This is a genomic window from Oxalicibacterium flavum (assembly GCF_014635065.1).
GTDB lineage: Bacteria > Pseudomonadota > Gammaproteobacteria > Burkholderiales > Burkholderiaceae_D > Oxalicibacterium > Oxalicibacterium flavum.
Window position 1 is genome coordinate 520,955 of sequence record NZ_BMCG01000002.1, and the last position, 17,448, is coordinate 538,402.

Below are 17,448 nucleotides of genomic sequence, written 5' to 3' on the forward strand. Positions count from 1 at the left end.
ATAATGACAAGTCCGACAAGGCTTTGCGGCTTGCCGTCACGCTGTCGGGCGCCGGTCTGGCCTTATTGACCAGACAGCGGTGCTGCCTCGAATTCCCAGCGAAAACACAAACGCCTGCCCTCGCCTGGCGCAAGCGCATGGCAATCCATGCCGATCCCCGCCGCATACAATAATTGCCGGCCTGCAAATACCAGCGGCAGACGCGGCCGTTCCCATGCCGGCACGTCGCAATGCTGATAATGCGCCTTCAGATTGCGTGTCGGCCTGTTCCATGCCGGCTTCAGGCGCTCGCCACCGCGCCGCAGCGCAAGCGTCAACTCCTGCGCGCCCAGCCAGTCGGCATCCATCCCTTCGTCCGCCTCTTCCACATGCAGCACGCCACCGAATGTCGGAAACGGCAATTTCGCCTCTCCTTGCCAGCGAAACATCTGCGGCTCGAGCAACAGAGAAGCCGGATCGAGACGGCGTGTCATGAAGACACGTTGACGATGACGATGGATTTCACAGTCGGCATGCGTGACGCACAACTGTGCATCGTCCTTGGCCTCGAACAGTTGCGTGCGCATCTCGTCCAGCCACGCCGTCGAAGGCATGCGCACGCCGCGCGATCCGAACCAGTAGCGCAGCATGTTGTCGATGCGATCACGGCTGAAGCCGGCCAGCCGTCCGATATCGATGCTGTCGCCTTCCAGACAGTTGCCGAGGTCCTGGGAGGCAAGTTCGATCAGCAGCCGCTGCGCCGACTGCGCATGCTGTGCAGTTCGCGCAAAGCGCCGCTGGAACCCGGGAAAATCGTGCGCCAAAGCGGGCATGACATGGTGACGCAAGGCATTGCGCGCATAGCGCGGGTCCGCATTCGATTCGTCCTCCACATGCGCAATTCCTTCCTGTGCCGCCCATGCTGCCAACATGTCGCGCGAGACATCGAGCAGAGGACGGCCCATCCACAGGGAAGAATCTCCAAGCAGATCGGCAGCCTGGTTGGCGCGATCCATGCCGGACAGCCCGGCCACGCCCGAACCGCGCAGCAGTTGCAGCAGCACGGTCTCGGCCTGATCATCCTGGTGATGCGCCGTCAGCAGCATAGACACGCCATGCATGCGGCACATGTCGCCGAGCGCCGCATAGCGCAAGGTGCGCGCCGCCTCCTCGATGCCGTTGCGCGCATCCGCCAGAGAGACCTGTCGCGCATCGAAAACCACACCGAGGCTCGCACACTGTTCACGGCAATGCGCAAGCCATGCATCCGCGTGCGGGCTCAAGCCGTGGTGGACATGGAAGGCATGCAGCGTCAGGCCGTGGCGCTGCGCATGCGCGTGCGCCAGGTGCAGCAGCACGGCGGAGTCGAGTCCGCCGCTGAAGGCGACCGCGATGCGGCGCGTATCGAGATCGGGGGCGGAAAGAGAAACGCGCGTCCGGATTTCTCCCAACGCGCGTTCGTATTCCTCTGGAAGAGAAGAATTCACATCATTCCGCGGCGTTGAGTTCCTTGAACTTGCCATAGGCCATGATCTTCTCGTGGCGTGCCGCCAGCAGGTCCTTGGTCTTGACGCCCTGGAACTGGCGCAGTGTATCGGCCAGCGCGCGCTTGAGCAGCGCCGCCATCTGCTGCGGATCGCGATGCGCGCCGCCGAGCGGCTCGTTGACGATCTTGTCGATCAGGCCCATCGCCTTCAGGCGATGCGCGGTCAGGCCCAGCGCCTCGGCCGCGTCGGACGCCCGCTCGGCGGATTTCCACAGGATCGATGCACAGCCTTCGGGCGAGATCACCGAATAGGTCGAGTATTGCAACATCAGCACCGCGTCGCCGACCGCAATCGCCAGCGCGCCGCCGGAGCCGCCTTCGCCGATGATGGTGGCGATCAGCGGCACCTTTAGTTCCGCCATCACGTACAGATTGTGGCCGATCGCTTCCGACTGGCCGCGCTCTTCGGCATCGATGCCCGGGAACGCGCCCGGCGTATCGACGAAGGTGAAGATCGGCAAACCAAACTTCTCGGCCAGCTTCATCAGGCGCATCGCCTTGCGATAGCCTTCCGGCTTGGGCATGCCGAAGTTGCGCATGCTGCGCTCCTTGGTGTCGCGGCCCTTCTGATGGCCGATCACCATGCAGGGCTGGCCATTGAAGCGCGCAAGACCACCGACAATGGACAGGTCGTCGGCATAGGTGCGGTCGCCGTGCAGTTCGTGGAAATCGGTGAAGATCTCGTTCACGTAATCCATCGTGTAGGGACGCTGCGGATGACGCGCGATCTGCGACACCTGCCACGGCGTGAGCTTGGCGTAGATGTCCTTGGTCAGTTGCTGGCTTTTCTTGGACAGGCGCTCGATCTCTTCCGAGATATCGACGGCGGAATCGTCCTGGACGAAGCGCAGTTCCTCGATCTTGGAATCGAGTTCTGCAATCGGCTGTTCAAAGCCGAGGAAAGTGGTTTTACTCATCGTGCCTCCATCTGATTCGACACGAAGCGGCAGTCATTCGTATCGTGCATGCGTTCAATAGGAAACCGGCACCGGCTCCAGGCTGCGCCAGAGATACCAGGTCGCGACCGTGCGGTAAGGTTCCCAATTGGCGGCCACTTCGCGCGCATCGCTGCGCGAAACCGGCTCGCCTGAAAAATAGTTGCGGCTGATGCCCGCCAGCAGACCCACGTCGTCCAGCGGCAATATATTCGGTCGGAGCAGATTAAATATCAAAAACATCTCCGCTGTCCAGCGCCCGATGCCGCGTATCTGCACCAGCTCGGCGATGACGGCTTCGTCATCCATCTCGGCCCACTTGTCACATTGAACACGTTTTGCCTTGAAATGGTCGGCCAGGTCGAGGATGTATTCGGTCTTGCGCTTGGACAGGCCGCAGCCGGCCAGCTTGTCGCCGGCCCGGATGACCTGCACCGGCGTGCACTTGGGACAGACTTCGAGGAACTTGCGCCAGACGCTGTCGGCCGCCTTGACCGAAATCTGCTGCCCGATGATCGAGCGCGCCAGCGTCGAGAACGGCTCGCCGCGACTGGCCAGGTGCAGATCGCCGAACTGCGGGATCAGCTTGCGCATGATGCGGTCGCGCTTCATGAGCTCGGCCTTGGCCTCTTCCCAGTACGGGGGAAGGATGCGCACTTCGTCAGCGGTCATTGCCTTTGCCATGCAGCTACGCCCTTCGCCATTCGGTCACGCCACCCGGCTTGTCCTCGAGAATGATGCCCTGCTCCAGCAGCTCGGCGCGGATGCGGTCGGCTTGCGCGAAGTCCTTCGCCTGCTTGGCCTGCGTGCGCGCTTCGATGCGGCCCAGCACCATGGCTTCGATGCCGTCGGCTTCCTGGCCCGGAGCGCCGGCATGCAGGAACTGCTGCGGCGTGCGCTGCAGGAGGCCCACTATACCAGCGAGTCCGGCCAGCTGGCGCGCCAGCGCAGGCGACTTGGTCTTGTTGACCTCGTTGGTCAGTTCGAACAGCACGGCGACCGCCAGCGGCGTGTTGAAATCGTCGTTCATCGCCTCGGCAAAGCGCAGCGCATGCGCTTCCTGCATGTCGAGCGCGGCGCCGTCCGGCTGCACGTCCTTGAGCGCGGTGTACATGCGCGTCAGCGCGTTGCGCGCATCGTCGAGATGCGCATCGGAATAGTTGAGCTGGCTGCGGTAGTGCGCGCGCAGGATGAAGAAGCGCACGACCTCCGGGTCGTATTTCTCGAGTACTTCGCGGATCGTGAAGAAGTTGCCGAGCGACTTGGACATCTTTTCGTTATCGACGCGCACGAAGCCGTTGTGCATCCAGTAATTGACGAAGGCGTGGCCGTGCGCGCCTTCGGACTGCGCGATCTCGTTTTCGTGGTGAGGGAACTGCAGGTCGGCACCGCCGCCGTGGATGTCGAACTGCTCGCCGAGCAGATCGCAGGCCATGGCCGAGCATTCGATGTGCCAGCCGGGGCGACCGCTGCCCCACTTCGACTGCCACTTCACTTCGTCGGGCTCTGATTCCTTGGACGCCTTCCACAACACGAAGTCCAGCGGATCGCGCTTGCCGGTATTGACATCGACACGCTCGCCGGCGCGCAGGTCGTCGAGCGACTTGCCCGACAGCTTGCCGTAACCGGCAAAGTCGCGCACCGAATAGTTCACGTCGCCATCGGCCGCCTTGTAGGCCAGCCCGTTCTTCTCAAGCGCTTCGATCAGGCCCAGCATCTGCGGCACGTAGGCAGTCGCGCGCGGCTCATGATCGGGCTTGCAGACGCCGAGCGCGGCCGCATCCTCATCCATCGCATCGATGAAGCGCTGCGTCAGCTGCGAAATCGATTCGCCGTTCTCCGCCGCACGCTTGATGATCTTGTCGTCGATGTCGGTGATGTTGCGCACGTAGGTAACCTCGTAACCCGAGGTGCGCAGCCAGCGCTGCACCAGGTCGAACACCACCATCACGCGCGCATGACCGATATGGCAATAGTCATAGACCGTCATGCCGCAGACGTACATGCGGACCTTGCCCGGCTCAATAGGAACGAACGGCTGCTTCTCGCGTGCCAGCGTATTGAAAATCTTCAGGGAACTCATGAATGATGGTGATCGGTGTCGGCGGCTTGTATGTCACGACGCTGGCGCACATTGCCCCATCGCACAAGGCATATGCATGGCGGCAGACAGACCGGAGACGTGCTCATGCTCTTTTGATAAAATGCCCGTTTTCGCGGCAGTATAGCATTGATGAACGATGCTTCCGCCGCCCTTGATCGGCAGAAACTTGCCGGCCGTCAAAGGGACGCGATGATAAGTCAGCGGGGCGCATCGCGCAAGCTGACTTGGTTCTGCAGTCGTCATCTCGATGAGCCATTCTTCCACCCTCAAAGGAATTCAGCGCATGATCGTTTCTCGCCGCCGCATGTTGTCTCTGCTGTCAGCCCTTTCCGTTTCCACCCTGTTTTCCATCGCGCATGCCGGCGACCTGCCGCAGGTCACGCTCAAAACCAGCATGGGCGACATCGTGCTGGAACTCGATCGCGAGAAAGCTCCCGCGACCGTCGGCAATTTCCTTCAATATGTCAGGGATGGTCAATACAACGGCACCATTTTTCACCGCGTGATTCCCGGCTTCATGATCCAGGGCGGCGGCTTTGATCGCAACATGCAGGAAAAGAAAACGCGCGCCCCCATCCGCAATGAAGCCAACAACGGGCTGCGCAACGACATCTACACCGTCGCCATGGCACGCCGTGCCGATCCGCATTCGGCCACCGCACAGTTCTTCATCAACACCCAGAACAATTCCGCGCTCAACTATCCGGGTTCGGACGGCTGGGGCTATACGGTATTCGGCAAGGTCGTGCAGGGCACGGATGTCGTCGAACGCATCAAGAACGTCAGCACGGGCAATCTCGGTCCGCATCGCGACGTGCCGACCTCGCCCGTCCTCATCGAATCCGCTACCATCACACATGGAAGCGCACGGTAAACGTGCCACGCAGTGAAACCAGTTTCGCCCTCCACCATCATCTAGAACAAGGAATATCATGGCAGTCATCCTCACCACCAACCACGGCAACATCACCATCGAACTCGATGCGGACAAGGCACCGAAGACCGTCGAGAACTTCCTCGCCTACGTCAATGCCGGCCACTACGCCGGCACGATCTTCCACCGCGTGATCGACGGCTTCATGATCCAGGGCGGCGGCTTCGAACCCGGTATGAAGCAGAAAGCCACGCGCGAACCGATCGAGAACGAGGCCAAGAACGGTCTCAAGAACGAGACCTACACCATCGCCATGGCACGTACCGCAGCACCGCACTCGGCGTCGTCGCAATTCTTCATCAACGTCAACGACAACGGCTTCCTCGACTATCCGGGCCAGGACGGCTGGGGCTACTGCGTGTTCGGCAAGGTAACCGAAGGCACCGACGTGGTCGACAAGATCAGGTCCGTCAAGACCTCGCGCAGCGGCATGTTCGCTGACGTGCCGGTGGAAGATGTGATCATCGAAAAGGCCGAAGTGGTCTGATTTCCGCCACGCTTTCCTGACCTGCCTCCATGATCGCCCCCCTTCCCCGCGACCGCGAGCAGCAACAGGCGCAGCCCGAACAGGCTGCGCTTTTTGTTTCGGACCTGCATCTGCAGCCCGAGATGCCGCAGACTGCGCAAGCCTTCTTCGGTTTCCTGCAGGACCATGCCCACCGTGCCGAACAGCTCTATCTGCTCGGCGACATCTTCGAGGCATGGGCCGGCGACGACGACGTGGTCGATGCCTTTCATGCGCGCGTGGTGCAGGCGCTGCGCGCGGTGGCGCAAGGCGGCACGCAGCTCTTCTGGATGGCTGGCAATCGTGACTTCCTGGTCGGAGAAGGATTCGCGCAGGCGGTCGGGCTGACGCTGCTGCCCGACCCGTTCGTCACCACCATCGCCGGTCGCTTGCTGGTGCTCACGCACGGCGATGCCTGGTGCACCGACGACGAAGCCTACATGCAATTCCGCGCGCAGGTACGCTCACCCGAATGGCAGGCCGCCTTCCTGGCCTTGCCACTGGAACGGCGCAAGCAGATCGTCGAGGAATTGCGCGCAGGCAGCCGCGCAGCGCAGAAGAACAAGTCGTACGACATCATGGACGTCAACGACGACGCGATTGCGGCGCTGTTCGCACGCAGCGCCGCGCCTGTCATGATCCACGGCCACACGCACCGGCCCGCGCGCCATGCGCACGAAGTAGCCGGCGTGCAGCGCCAGCGCTACGTGCTTTCGGATTGGGATCTGGAAGGAAGCAGTCCGCGCGGGGACTGGCTGGCGATCACGGCGGATGGCGTCATCCGCCGCTACGGGCTCGATGGCAAGGAAATAGGCAACGGCGGCTGACGCTCGCCCTTCCCGTCTATCTTTCTATTCGAACTGCTCGCGGAACTGGCGAAACTGCTCCTTCAGTTCGGCCACCTCTTCCCGGAGCGTCGTGACTTCCGCTTCCAGCTGCGCGATGCGATCGTTGCGCGACACGCCGGCAGTACCGGCTTCCACAGCCGCTTCCTGCACCTGCTCCACGTCGCCCGACAGCAGATGCGTGTAGCGCGCCTCCTTGGTGCCGGGCGCACGCGGCAGGCGTGCCACCAGCGGCGGATACTTATCCATCAGGAACTGCAGACAGGATTCCACCTCGGTAATGGACGAGAACTCGTGGAGCCGTCCGCTGCGAGTACGAATCTCGCCGGCCGTCTGCGCACCGCGCAGCATCAGCACCGTCAACACCGCCAGCTTGTCCTGCTCGAGCAGCCACTTGATGCGCAGCCGATGCTCGTACTTCGCCACACGCGCGCCGGCCTGGCGCACCTCGGTCACGAATTTTTCCTGCATCAGGCGATCCAGCGTCTGCTGCACCTCGTCCTCGCTCAACGACATGACGGGATCGCGGCTGGAAAGCTGGTTGCAGCCATTGGTCAACGCATTGAGCGACATCGGATAGGCATCGGGCGTCAGCGCTTCCTTTTCGGCCAGCACCGCCAGCACGCGCAGTTCCTGCGCATCGAGCAGGTCCTGCCGATCTTCCTGCGGCTGCACCTGGCTGTTTTCTTCTTCCATCATTCTGCGTCCGGCGTCATTCGACCAGCTTGTTGAGCTGATCGGGATCGAACTTCTCGTTGGTCTTCAGGGTTTCGCAATCGATGCCGGCGCTGCGCAGCGCGGCGAGGATGCATTCGATCTGGTGTTCCTGCGTCGCCGCATTGTCGATCAGGCCGTGCAGCGCCTTGGACAATGGATCGTCGCCATTCGGCGTCACGCCGTAGGCGGCGAACATGCGGGCCGCCGCCTCGTCGCGCGCATTGTTTTGCTTGGCGATGATGCGCGCCGGATTGCCGACCGCGGTGGCGCCGGCCGGCACTTCCTTGACCACCACCGCATTCGAGCCGACCTTGGCGCCCTCGCCCACGGTGAACGCACCCAGCACCTGCGCACCGGCGCCGATGATGACGCCCTTGCCCAGCGTCGGATGCCGTTTGGCGCCCTTGCTCAGCGAGGTGCCGCCCAGCGTCACGCCCTGATAGATCGTGCAATCGTCGCCGACCTCGGCGGTTTCGCCGATCACCACGCCGAAACCGTGATCGATGAAGACGCGGCGGCCGATCTGCGCACCCGGATGAATCTCGATACCGGTCAGCCAGCGGCCGATGTGCGAGGTGAAGCGCCCGAGCCACTTGAAGCCACGCTGCCAGAACCAGTGCGCGCAACGATGCACCACGATCGCATGGAAGCCCGGATAACAGGTGACCACTTCCCATCCGCTGCGGGCGGCAGGGTCGCGCGTCATGATGTTATCGATGTCTTCTTGGATGCGGCTGAACATGGCTGAGGAATGCAAGATGGAACAAAACGCAATGGTAGCGTTTTATGGCCGTCTTTGCCCGCCAGAATCACGTGAATAAGGACTGCTGGCGACGGCAAAAGGCGTCACAGGCGGGCATCAAAGGCGTTGCCGGCGCGCCTCGTAAAGACAGACCCCCGATGCGACGGAGACATTCAGGCTTTCAACCGCACCGAACATCGGAATGCCGACCAGCACATCGCAGGTTTCGCGCGTCAGGCGACGCATGCCCTCGCCTTCCGAACCCATGACCAGCGCAGCAGGGCCACTGAAATCGGCGTCGTACAGACCTTTTTCAGCATCGTCGGTGGTGCCGATCAGCAGAATCTCGCGCTCCTTCAACTCGCGCAAGGTGCGAGCCAGGTTGGTGACCGTGATGTACGGCACGGTGTCCGCCGCACCGCTGGCGACCTTGGCAGCGGTGGCATTGAGGCCGACCGCGCGATCCTTGGGTGCGATCACCGCATGCGCGCCGGCACCGTCGGCCACCCGCAGGCAGGCGCCCAGATTGTGCGGATCGGTAATGCCATCCAGAATCAGCAGCAAAGGCGGACCTTCAATGGCATCGAGCAACTCGTCCAGATTCCGCGCCAGGGATAACTGGCTGGCCTTGGCGACGACGCCCTGATGGCGACGCGTGCCGACAATGCTGTCGAGACGCGCGGCGTCAACCGGAATGATGCGCACCCGGGCCGCTTCCGCCGCACGGATCATTTCTCTCATGCGCTGGTCATGACGGCCTGCATCGACATAGATTTCTTCCACGGACGAGGCCTCATGACGCAGACGCGCCGTCACGGCGTGGAAGCCGAAAATCATCTTGCTTTTCATTTGTTATCGCTTTTTCTTGCTCGAACGCGAGCGTGTGGCCGAAGCCCGTTGCTTGCGCGGCGCCGGCGCGGTGTGCTTGCCCTTTGTCGGAGCAGCCGCCTCGCCCTGCGCGGTCGTTTTTTTCTTGGCAGCCGCTTTCTTGCCGGCTACGCTGGAAGTCTTCTTCGCGGCAGTATCCCGCTTGCCTTCGGCCTTGCGCGCCTCGTTTTTCAGCAAGGTTCGAATGCCAGGTTCGTCAACCAGACGCAGATCGATCTTGCGTGCATCGAGATCGACACGGCTGACCTGCACCATCACGCGGTCGGTCAACTGGTAGCGGATGCCGGTGCGCTCTCCGCGCAGCTCATGGCGCGCGTCGTCGTACTTGAAGTGGTCTGCACCGAGTTCGGTCACATGCACCATGCCCTCGATATACAGCGCATCGAGCTGCACGAAAATACCGAACGGCGCCACGCTTGAAATCGTGCCACTGAACTCTTCACCGAGCTTGTCGCGGATGAAGTAGCACTTGAGCCAGGCCTCGACATCGCGCGAAGCTTCGTCTGCGCGTCGTTCGTTGGCCGAGCAATGCACACCGAGTGCTCCCCAGATCGCCAGTTCGCCTTCGGCCTTTTTCTTGCCTTCGGCCTTGTCCTGCGCATGTTTCTTGCGCGCAGCTGGCGACAGCATCGTATTGAGCGCGCTGGTGTCGATGCCCTTTGGCGTATAACGCTTGCCCTGCAACACGGCCTTGATGGCGCGATGCGTCAGCAGATCGGGATAACGGCGGATCGGGCTCGTGAAGTGTGCGTAGGCCTCGTACGACAAACCAAAGTGACCGATATTCTCCGGGCTATAGACTGCCTGCTGCATCGAGCGCAGCAGCATGGTCTGCAGCAGCGTGGCATCCGGACGATTCTTGATCTTGCCCATGAGTTCGGCATAGTCGGATGCGGCCGGCTTGTCGCCGCCACCCAGATTCAAGCCGACCTGCTTGAGGAAGGTGCGTACCTGGTTGAGCTTTTCTTCGGTCGGCAGCGCATGCACACGGTACAGGCCCGGATGCTTGTGACGCTCGAGCAGATCGGCGGCGCAGACGTTGGCTGCCAGCATGCATTCCTCGATCAGCTTGTGCGCCTCGTTGCGCGTGCGCGGCAGGATCTGCTCGATCTTGCCGACCTCGTTGCAGACGATGTAGGTCTCGGTGGTCTCGAAATCGATCGCACCGCGCGCATGACGCGCCTGCAGCAATGCCTGATAGACGCCGTAGAGGTTCAGTAGATGCGGCACCAGCGTCGGCTTGCGCGTCGCTTCGATGCCCTTGGTGTTGCCAAGGATGGCAGCCACTTCGGTATAAGTCAGGCGCGCTGCCGAATGGATCACGGCCGGATAGAACTGGTAGGCCTTGATCTCGCCCTTGGCGGTGATCACCGCATCGCAGACCAGCGTCAGACGATCGACGCCGGGGTTCAGCGAGCACAGGCCGTTGGACAGCTTTTCCGGCAGCATCGGGATCACGCGGCGCGGGAAATAGACCGAGGTGCTGCGTTCGATCGCATCGGTATCGAGCGGCTCGCCCGGCTTGACGTAATGGCTGACGTCGGCGATTGCGACGATCAGACGGAAGCCGGCGGCACGGCCGATCTTGCACGGTTCGCAATAGACGGCATCGTCGAAGTCGCGCGCATCCTCGCCATCGATGGTGACCAGCGGCACATCGCGCAGATCGACGCGGTCGCCCAGATCGGCGGCGCGCACTTCATTGGGCAGCCTGGCCGAAGCCTTCTTCGCCTCGTCGGAAAATTCGTGCGGCACGCCGTATTTGCGCACCGCGATTTCGATCTCCATGCCGGGATCGTCGATATCGCCAAGCACCTCGGCGATTCGTCCCACCGGCTGGCTGAAGCGCGATGGCTGCTCCGTCAGCTCGACACTGACAACCTGCCCTGCCTTGGCCTTGCCCGGCGAGCCGGCAAGAATGATGTCCTGGCCGATGCGCTTGTCTTCGGGCGCCACCACCCAGACGCCGTTCTCATTAAGAAGGCGACCGATGACATGCGTGTTGGCACGGCTAACGACCTCGACGATGGTACCTTCGGGGCGCCCGCGGCGATCGGTGCCGACGATGCGCACCTGCACGCGATCGCCATGCAGCACTTTCTGCATTTCCTTCTCGGGCAGGAAGATGTCGGAACTGGCATCATCGGGAATCAGGAATCCGTAGCCATCGCGATGACTGCTGACACGGCCTTCGACGAAGCTGGTGGAATGGGCAAGCTGGTAATTGCCGCCACGATCGGGCTTGATCTGCCCGTCACGCTCCATGGCGTTGAGGCGCCGCATGAGTCCGTCCATTTCGTCGGACGTGACGCCCAATGCTGCGGCAAGAGAGGACGCATCGTGCGAACCGGTCGCCGTGCGAAGAAGGCCGAGAATTTCCTCCCGGCTGGGAATTGTGTAGGAGTATTGGCTCAAAAGCTGTTTCTAATCATTGAATTGTTATTGGAACAAAGCGAGTGTAACGGAGCATGCCGATATTTGCAGCAAGACCTGTACCCGGCAAAATGATTGCAAAGAATGTTTGACATCCGCAATTTTTCCGCTATACTGCTCATCTTTCTGAAGCAAGGCCCACGTGGCGGAATTGGTAGACGCGCATGGTTCAGGTCCATGTGCCGCGAGGTGTGGGGGTTCGAGTCCCTCCGTGGGCACCAAACATTAAAAACCCGTTGATTCGTCAACGGGTTTTTTCTTTTCTGCCGTCGCTTTCACTTTCATTCTTCATCTGCGACGACATCATCACCCGCCACGTTTCAAATTCACCTGCGCCACGCAGGATACGTCACACTTGTGACGGCATCACGACAATCCCGTCTGTCCCTGCCCTTTCTTCATCCATGCGGCCAGTTGATGCGAACGGATACCGTCGTACTCTTCGAACGGCTGGTGTATCCATGGATTGCCCGCCAGGTAGTCAACATAGAAGTCGGGCTGGAATACCGAACAGGCCTTGTACCAGATGACGGCGGTCCTGATCTCGGTCACTTCCGGGAAGCGCGCTTCGAGATGCGCCTTCACATGCGCAAACGTGACGCCCGAATCGACCAGATCGTCGATCAGCAGCACACGTCCGGCGAGCGCGCCGGCGGTACTTGTGACGTGCGTGGCGATGTCGAGCTCGCCCTGCTGCGTGCCGGTTCCGGCTCGGTAGGAACTGGTCGAGAGGATCGCCAGCGGCACTTCGAAGATGCGCGAGAAGACGTCGCCCGGCCGCAGGCCGCCGCGCGCCAGGCACAGCACCTGATCGAATTTCCAGCCGGAGTCGTGAACCAGAAGCGCGAGCCGTTCGATCGCGCGGTGATAGTCATCCCATGTGACCCACAGATCACTGTCCGTCGATTCAGGCATGGGATGACTTTGCGGGAAATTACTTGAAGGGATGACGCAGCACGATCGTTTCTTCGCGATCGGGACCGGTCGAGATCATGTCGATCGGCACGCCGACCAGCTGCTCGATGCGATTGATGTAGGCGCGCGCATTGGCCGGCAGCACGTCCAGCGACTTGGCGCCAACCGTGCTGTCCTTCCAGCCCGGCATTTCCTCGTAGATCGGCTCGCAGGCGGCCGCATCCTCGGCACCGACCGGGAAGATGTCGACCTGCCTGCCATGCAGCTTGTAGCCGGTGCAGATGCGCAGCGATTCGAGACCGTCCAGCACGTCGAGCTTGGTGAAGCACATGCCGGTCACGCCGTTGATCTGCACCGAGCGGCGCAGCAGCGCGGCATCGAACCAGCCGCAGCGGCGTGCGCGTCCGGTCACCGTGCCGAACTCGTGGCCGACGGTGGCCAGGTGCTTGCCGATGCCGTCGTCGGTCGGCAGTTCCGACGGGAACGGGCCGGAACCGACGCGCGTCGTGTAAGCCTTGGTGATGCCGAGCACGTAGTGCAGCATGTCGGGACCGACGCCGGCGCCGGTCGCCGCGTTGCCCGCCACGCAGTTGCTCGACGTGACGTAGGGATAGGTACCGTGATCGACGTCGAGCAGGCTACCCTGCGCGCCTTCAAACAGCAGGTTGCCGCCCTGCGCATGCGCGGCGTACAGCGCGCTCGAGACGTCGCCCACCATCGGCTTCAGGCGCGGCACGTCGGCCAGCGCATCGTCGAGCGTCTTCTGGTAGTCGACCGGCTGCACCTTCAGGTAATGCGTCAGCACGAAGTTGTGGTAGTCGAGGTTCTCGAGCAGCTTCTCGGCGAAACGCTTTTCGTTGAGCAGATCGGCCACGCGGATCGCCCGACGCGCGACCTTGTCTTCATAGGCCGGGCCGATGCCCTTGCCGGTAGTGCCGATCTTGTTCTCGCCACGCGCCACTTCGCGCGCCACGTCGAGCGCGACGTGATACGGCAGGATGATCGGGCAGGCTTCGGAAATCTTGAGGCGCGACGGCACTTCGACGCCGATCGCCTGCAGCTTGTCGATCTCGCGCAGCAGGTCGGGCACCGACAGCACGACGCCGTTGCCGATGTAGCAGGCCACGCCTTCGCGCATGATGCCGGACGGGATCAGCTGCAGCGCGGTCTTGTGGCCGCCGATGACCAGCGTGTGGCCGGCATTGTGACCGCCCTGGAAGCGCACCACGCCCTGCGAGTGATCGGTCAGCCAATCGACGATCTTGCCCTTGCCTTCATCGCCCCACTGGGTACCGACCACGACGACGTTCTTTGCCTTGCTTTGTGTTGACATTGCTTAACCTACGTTCTTGATAATCCAGTTGTCACCTTCGAGCACGAGCGCGCGGTCGCACTCGAACTCGTCCTGATCGTTCTCGCTGCCCGGCAGGCTCTGGATCACGACCTCGCCGGCCTTGCGCAGGGCAGCGATTTGTTCCTTCAGTGCGCGGTCCTCGCCCCATGGCGCATGGATCGCGCATTTGCGCTCCGCGGTCGGCAGCAGACGCGCCAGTTCACGCAGATCGAGCGAGAAGCCCGTCGCCGGACGCGCGCGGCCGAAGGCCTCGCCGACGTGATCGTAGCGACCGCCACGCGCCACCGCGTTCGGCAGGCCGGGCACGTAGAGCGCGAACATCACGCCGCTTTCGTACTGGTAGCCGCCAAGATCGGCCAGATCGATCGTCACATCGGCCGTGCCGGCCAGGCCGACCAGCGTTTCGAGTTCGTCGAGCGCCTTGCCGATGCCGGCCAGCGGCGGCAGCACCTGGCGTGCGCGCGCAATGATTTCCACGTTGCCGTACAGCGAAGGCAGCGCCTGCAGCGCAGCGCGCGTCTGCGGTGCATAGTCCGCGGTCAGCGCCTGCAGTGCCGGCACGTCCTTGGCACGCAAGGCAGTATACAGGGCCGCTTCGTCGCGCTGCGCATCAGCGTCGCTGTCGAGCAACGCGCGCAGCACGCCGACGTGGCAAAGATCGATCCGCACCTGCGGGAAACCCGCGAGCGACAGCGATGCCAGCGCCAGCTCCTGGATTTCGGCATCGGCTTCGAGTCCGGCATGGCCGTAGATTTCGGCGCCGATCTGCAGCGGTTCGCGCGTGGCGTGCAGACCGTTGGGCCGCGTATGCAGCACGCTGCCCGCATAGCACAGACGCGTGATCGAGCTGCGATTGAGCAGGTGCGCATCGATGCGGGCGACCTGCGTCGTCATGTCGGCGCGCACACCCAGCGTGCGGCCGGACAGCTGGTCGATCAGCTTGAAGGTGCGCAGGTCCATGTCGTGACCGGCGCCGGCCAGCAGCGATTCGACATACTCGAGCATGGGCGGCATGACGAGCTCGTAGCCGTAGAGATGGAAATTATCGAGAATCGCGCGACGCAATTCCTCGATCTTGCGCGCTTCGGACGGCAGAACGTCGGCAATATTTTCAGGCAGTAGCCAGTTTGGCATGGCGAAAAACGATTGAAGAAAGACGGTTGAATCAGGAAAAACCGGTCGAAAAGGAAGAACGCAGCCGCGCCTCAAAAACAATTGAAGCAATTGCCCTCTTCAGGCAATCGCTTCAATGATTGCAAAACGATGGTGCTTGCCGTCAGCGGCTACCCGTCGCCGGATTCTTGAAATACTTGAAAAATTCGGAATTCGGATCGATCACCAGCATGTCGCTGCGCGTCTTGAAACTTTCGCGATACGCTTCCAGACTGCGATAGAACTTGTAGAACTCCGGGCTCTGGTTGAAGGCCTGTGCGTAGATCTGCGTTGCCTTGGCATCGCCCTCGCCGCGGATACGCTCGGCATCGCGATAGGCTTCGGCCAGGATCACGGTACGCTGGCGATCGGCATCGGCGCGGATCTTTTCCGATTCCGCGGCACCGGTCGAACGCAACTCGTTCGCCACGCGCGCGCGCTCGGACTTCATGCGCTCGAACACCGAGTCGTTGATCTGGTCGACGTAATCGACACGCTTCAGACGCACATCGACGATCTCGACGCCGATCTGCTTGGCTTCCTCGGTCACCTTGCGCTGGATGCCGTCCATCACCTTGCCGCGCTCACCGGAGATCACTTCGCGCACGGTACGCTTGGTGATTTCCTCGTTGAGCGAGGCCTTCACGATCTGCGCCATGCGGTTCTGCGCGCTGCGCTCGTCACCGCCGAAGCTGATGAAGTACAGGCGCGGATCGACGATGCGCCACTTGACGAAGGCATCGACCAGGATGTTCTTCTTTTCGGCCGTGATGAAGCGGTCGGCGTCCGGCGTGTCCAGCGTCAGGATGCGCTTGTCGAGGAACACCACGTTCTGGAACGGCGGCGGCAGCTTGAAATGCAGGCCGGGTTCGCTGATGACCTGCTTGACTTCACCCAGTGCGAAGACGATCGCGAAACGGCGCTGATCGACCACGAACAGCGTCGACGACAGAACCGCCAGCAGAATGCCGAGGGCAATCAGATAGGAAATGGCGCGGTTCATTATCTGACCTCCCGATCGCGTGCGCTGCGTTCGTCACGAACGCGAGACTCTTGCTGCAACTGACTCTCCAAAGAAGAAGTGCCGCTGTTCCTGACTGCCGACGAGGCGGCACCCGGCTGCTGCGTGGCGCTTGCGCCCGTAGTGCCCGGCGCGCCCACGGGCTGTTGCCCGCTCTGCGTGATCAATTTGTCCAGCGGCAGATAGATCAGGTTGTTACCGCTCTTGGTGTCGACCATGACCTTGGTCGTGCTGGCGAAAATGTTCTGCATGGTTTCCAGATACATGCGGTCGCGCGTGACGGCCGGCGCTTTTGCGTATTCGGTATAGACCTGCTTGAAGCGCGCCGCCTCACCTTCGGCGTTGGCGATCACGCTCTCGCGGTAGGCTTCCGATTCCTGCAGCAGACGCGAGGCGGTACCACGTGCACGCGGAATCACGTCGTTGGCATAGGCCTGGCCTTCGTTCTTCTGGCGTTCACGATCCTGTCCGGCCTTGACCGCATCGTCGAAGGAAGCCTGCACTTGCTCGGGCGGCTGCACCGCCTGCATGGTGACGTTGGTGATCTGCACGCCGGAACGATAGCGGTCGACGATCTGCTGCATCAACTGGCTGGTGTCGAAGGCGACCTTCTCGCGGCCTTCATAGAGCACGAAGTCCATCTTGCTGCGGCCGACCACCTCGCGGATCGCGGTTTCGGCGACCTGCTTGACCATCTCGTCCTGCTCGCGGTTGTTGAAGACCCAGTCCGATGCGTTCTTCAGGGTGTACTGCACGGCGAACTGGATGTCGATGATGTTCTCGTCCTCGGTCAGCATCAGCGATTCCTGCTGCTGCTTGTTGCGCACGTTGCCGCGATAACCGATCTCGACGGTACGTACCTGCGAGACGTTGACGATCTCGTGGCTCTGGATCGGGGTCGGCCAGCGCCAGTTGAAACCGGAAGGCGTCATGTGGCTGTATTTGCCGAAGGTCATGACGACGCCGGTCTGCCCTTCCTGCACGATGAAGAAACCGCTGACCAGCCACAGAAAGGCGACGATGCCGGCAATGACCGCCGCGCCGATGCCGGCGCCGCGCATGTCAGGCTTGAAGCCCGTGCCGCCGCCACCGCCGCCATCGTTGTTGTTATTGCCACCGCCATTGTTGCCGTTGCGGCCCTTGCGGTTGCCGAACAGTCCACCCAGGCGCTGGTTGAAGTCGCGCCACAGCTGATCGAGATCAGGCGGTCCATCGTTCGATGGCGGTTTGCGGCCATCCTGGTTTCTGTTGTTATTGTCCTGCGAACCGCGACCCCAGCCGGGATCGTTGAGCGAAAACTTCAAACCAAATCTCTTGAGTAGGGAAACGAGCATTGCGGTCCGGGCTGAAAAATTAAGGTTGGATTGCCAAGTAAATT

16 protein-coding genes and 1 tRNA gene are annotated in these 17,448 nt (G+C 61.9%); 4 read left to right on the plus strand and 13 right to left on the minus strand.

Features of this window, described 5'->3' with window-relative positions:
• Positions 1-62: 62 nt before the first annotated feature.
• From tilS to cysS, 4 genes are read right to left on the minus strand one after another with little or no spacing between them, the layout of a single operon-like run.
• Entirely contained in the window at positions 63-1,466 is a 1,404-nt protein-coding gene (gene tilS, locus IEV38_RS05975) for a tRNA lysidine(34) synthetase TilS (RefSeq protein ID WP_229728810.1), read from the minus strand.
• Between the two features lies 1 nt (position 1,467).
• Complete coding sequence (locus tag IEV38_RS05980) at positions 1,468-2,442, minus strand: acetyl-CoA carboxylase carboxyltransferase subunit alpha (protein ID WP_188395247.1); 975 nt, start codon at positions 2,440-2,442, stop codon at positions 1,468-1,470.
• 54 nt (positions 2,443-2,496) lie between these two features.
• Positions 2,497-3,132 carry a DNA-3-methyladenine glycosylase family protein gene (locus IEV38_RS05985; RefSeq protein WP_188395248.1) on the minus strand — a complete coding sequence of 212 codons (636 nt, stop codon included), beginning with the start codon at positions 3,130-3,132 and terminating at the stop codon, positions 2,497-2,499.
• Positions 3,133-3,148: 16 nt separating this feature from the next.
• Positions 3,149-4,543, minus strand: coding sequence for a cysteine--tRNA ligase (cysS, locus tag IEV38_RS05990; RefSeq protein WP_188395249.1), 1,395 nt, complete (start codon positions 4,541-4,543; stop codon positions 3,149-3,151).
• A gap of 304 nt (positions 4,544-4,847) precedes the next feature.
• Here cysS and IEV38_RS05995 point away from each other — a divergent pair, with 304 nt between their 5' ends.
• From IEV38_RS05995 to IEV38_RS06005, 3 genes are read left to right on the plus strand one after another with little or no spacing between them, the layout of a single operon-like run.
• On the plus strand, positions 4,848-5,438 hold the full coding sequence (locus IEV38_RS05995; protein WP_188395250.1) for a peptidylprolyl isomerase: 591 nt from the start codon (positions 4,848-4,850) through the stop codon (positions 5,436-5,438).
• A 58-nt stretch (positions 5,439-5,496) separates the two neighbouring features.
• The gene (locus tag IEV38_RS06000; RefSeq protein WP_188395251.1) at positions 5,497-5,985 is read left to right on the plus strand and encodes a peptidylprolyl isomerase; all 489 of its coding nucleotides are present in this window, start codon (positions 5,497-5,499) and stop codon (positions 5,983-5,985) included.
• Between the two features lie 29 nt (positions 5,986-6,014).
• Positions 6,015-6,830, plus strand: a complete 816-nt coding sequence (locus tag IEV38_RS06005; protein WP_188395252.1) for a UDP-2,3-diacylglucosamine diphosphatase — start codon at positions 6,015-6,017, stop codon at positions 6,828-6,830.
• Between the two features lie 24 nt (positions 6,831-6,854).
• On the opposite strand, the gene IEV38_RS06010 is transcribed toward IEV38_RS06005, so the two are convergent.
• The 4 genes from IEV38_RS06010 to rnr form a co-directional block, all read right to left on the minus strand.
• Positions 6,855-7,547 (minus strand): YceH family protein, encoded by a 693-nt coding sequence (locus IEV38_RS06010; RefSeq protein ID WP_229728812.1) that lies wholly within the window; start codon positions 7,545-7,547, stop codon positions 6,855-6,857.
• Positions 7,548-7,560: 13 nt separating this feature from the next.
• Entirely contained in the window at positions 7,561-8,307 is a 747-nt protein-coding gene (gene cysE, locus IEV38_RS06015; protein ID WP_188395253.1) for a serine O-acetyltransferase, read from the minus strand.
• A 117-nt stretch (positions 8,308-8,424) separates the two neighbouring features.
• The gene (gene rlmB, locus IEV38_RS06020; RefSeq protein ID WP_188395254.1) at positions 8,425-9,156 is read right to left on the minus strand and encodes a 23S rRNA (guanosine(2251)-2'-O)-methyltransferase RlmB; all 732 of its coding nucleotides are present in this window, start codon (positions 9,154-9,156) and stop codon (positions 8,425-8,427) included.
• Between the two features lie 3 nt (positions 9,157-9,159).
• Positions 9,160-11,610 (minus strand): ribonuclease R, encoded by a 2,451-nt coding sequence (gene rnr, locus IEV38_RS06025; protein ID WP_188395255.1) that lies wholly within the window; start codon positions 11,608-11,610, stop codon positions 9,160-9,162.
• A gap of 154 nt (positions 11,611-11,764) precedes the next feature.
• Between rnr and IEV38_RS06030 the strand changes: the two genes are divergently transcribed.
• A tRNA-Leu gene (locus IEV38_RS06030) sits at positions 11,765-11,849 on the plus strand.
• A 145-nt stretch (positions 11,850-11,994) separates the two neighbouring features.
• On the opposite strand, the gene IEV38_RS06035 is transcribed toward IEV38_RS06030, so the two are convergent.
• The 5 genes from IEV38_RS06035 to hflK all read right to left on the minus strand — a co-directional run bounded on the left by IEV38_RS06035 (position 11,995) and on the right by hflK (position 17,404).
• Positions 11,995-12,543, minus strand: a complete 549-nt coding sequence (locus IEV38_RS06035) for a phosphoribosyltransferase (RefSeq protein ID WP_188395256.1) — start codon at positions 12,541-12,543, stop codon at positions 11,995-11,997.
• A gap of 19 nt (positions 12,544-12,562) precedes the next feature.
• Entirely contained in the window at positions 12,563-13,876 is a 1,314-nt protein-coding gene (locus IEV38_RS06040) for an adenylosuccinate synthase (protein ID WP_188395257.1), read from the minus strand.
• 3 nt (positions 13,877-13,879) lie between these two features.
• Complete coding sequence (locus IEV38_RS06045) at positions 13,880-15,031, minus strand: ATP phosphoribosyltransferase regulatory subunit (RefSeq protein WP_188395258.1); 1,152 nt, start codon at positions 15,029-15,031, stop codon at positions 13,880-13,882.
• A gap of 142 nt (positions 15,032-15,173) precedes the next feature.
• The gene (gene hflC / locus IEV38_RS06050; protein WP_188395259.1) at positions 15,174-16,052 is read right to left on the minus strand and encodes a protease modulator HflC; all 879 of its coding nucleotides are present in this window, start codon (positions 16,050-16,052) and stop codon (positions 15,174-15,176) included.
• Positions 16,052-17,404 (minus strand): FtsH protease activity modulator HflK, encoded by a 1,353-nt coding sequence (gene hflK / locus IEV38_RS06055; protein ID WP_188395260.1) that lies wholly within the window; start codon positions 17,402-17,404, stop codon positions 16,052-16,054. The genes hflC and hflK overlap by 1 nt, the downstream gene beginning before the upstream one ends.
• Between the last annotated feature and the right edge of the window lie 44 nt (positions 17,405-17,448).

Excerpts from the sequence above, each read along its gene's own strand:
- IEV38_RS06010 (WP_229728812.1), bottom strand. The coding sequence starts at position 7,547 with ATGATGGAAGAAGAAAACAGCCAGGTGCAGCCGCAGGAAGATCGGCAG.
- rlmB (WP_188395254.1), bottom strand. The coding sequence starts at position 9,156 with ATGAAAAGCAAGATGATTTTCGGCTTCCACGCCGTGACGGCGCGTCTG.
- IEV38_RS06000 (WP_188395251.1), top strand. The coding sequence starts at position 5,497 with ATGGCAGTCATCCTCACCACCAACCACGGCAACATCACCATCGAACTC.
- IEV38_RS06040 (WP_188395257.1), bottom strand. The coding sequence starts at position 13,876 with ATGTCAACACAAAGCAAGGCAAAGAACGTCGTCGTGGTCGGTACCCAG.
- IEV38_RS05995 (WP_188395250.1), top strand. The coding sequence starts at position 4,848 with ATGATCGTTTCTCGCCGCCGCATGTTGTCTCTGCTGTCAGCCCTTTCC.
- hflC (WP_188395259.1), bottom strand. The coding sequence starts at position 16,052 with ATGAACCGCGCCATTTCCTATCTGATTGCCCTCGGCATTCTGCTGGCG.
- IEV38_RS05980 (WP_188395247.1), bottom strand. The coding sequence starts at position 2,442 with ATGAGTAAAACCACTTTCCTCGGCTTTGAACAGCCGATTGCAGAACTC.
- IEV38_RS05985 (WP_188395248.1), bottom strand. The coding sequence starts at position 3,132 with ATGACCGCTGACGAAGTGCGCATCCTTCCCCCGTACTGGGAAGAGGCC.
- IEV38_RS06005 (WP_188395252.1), top strand. The coding sequence starts at position 6,015 with ATGATCGCCCCCCTTCCCCGCGACCGCGAGCAGCAACAGGCGCAGCCC.
- IEV38_RS06045 (WP_188395258.1), bottom strand. The coding sequence starts at position 15,031 with ATGCCAAACTGGCTACTGCCTGAAAATATTGCCGACGTTCTGCCGTCC.
- IEV38_RS06035 (WP_188395256.1), bottom strand. The coding sequence starts at position 12,543 with ATGCCTGAATCGACGGACAGTGATCTGTGGGTCACATGGGATGACTAT.
- hflK (WP_188395260.1), bottom strand. The coding sequence starts at position 17,404 with ATGCTCGTTTCCCTACTCAAGAGATTTGGTTTGAAGTTTTCGCTCAAC.
- cysE (WP_188395253.1), bottom strand. The coding sequence starts at position 8,307 with ATGTTCAGCCGCATCCAAGAAGACATCGATAACATCATGACGCGCGAC.
- cysS (WP_188395249.1), bottom strand. The coding sequence starts at position 4,543 with ATGAGTTCCCTGAAGATTTTCAATACGCTGGCACGCGAGAAGCAGCCG.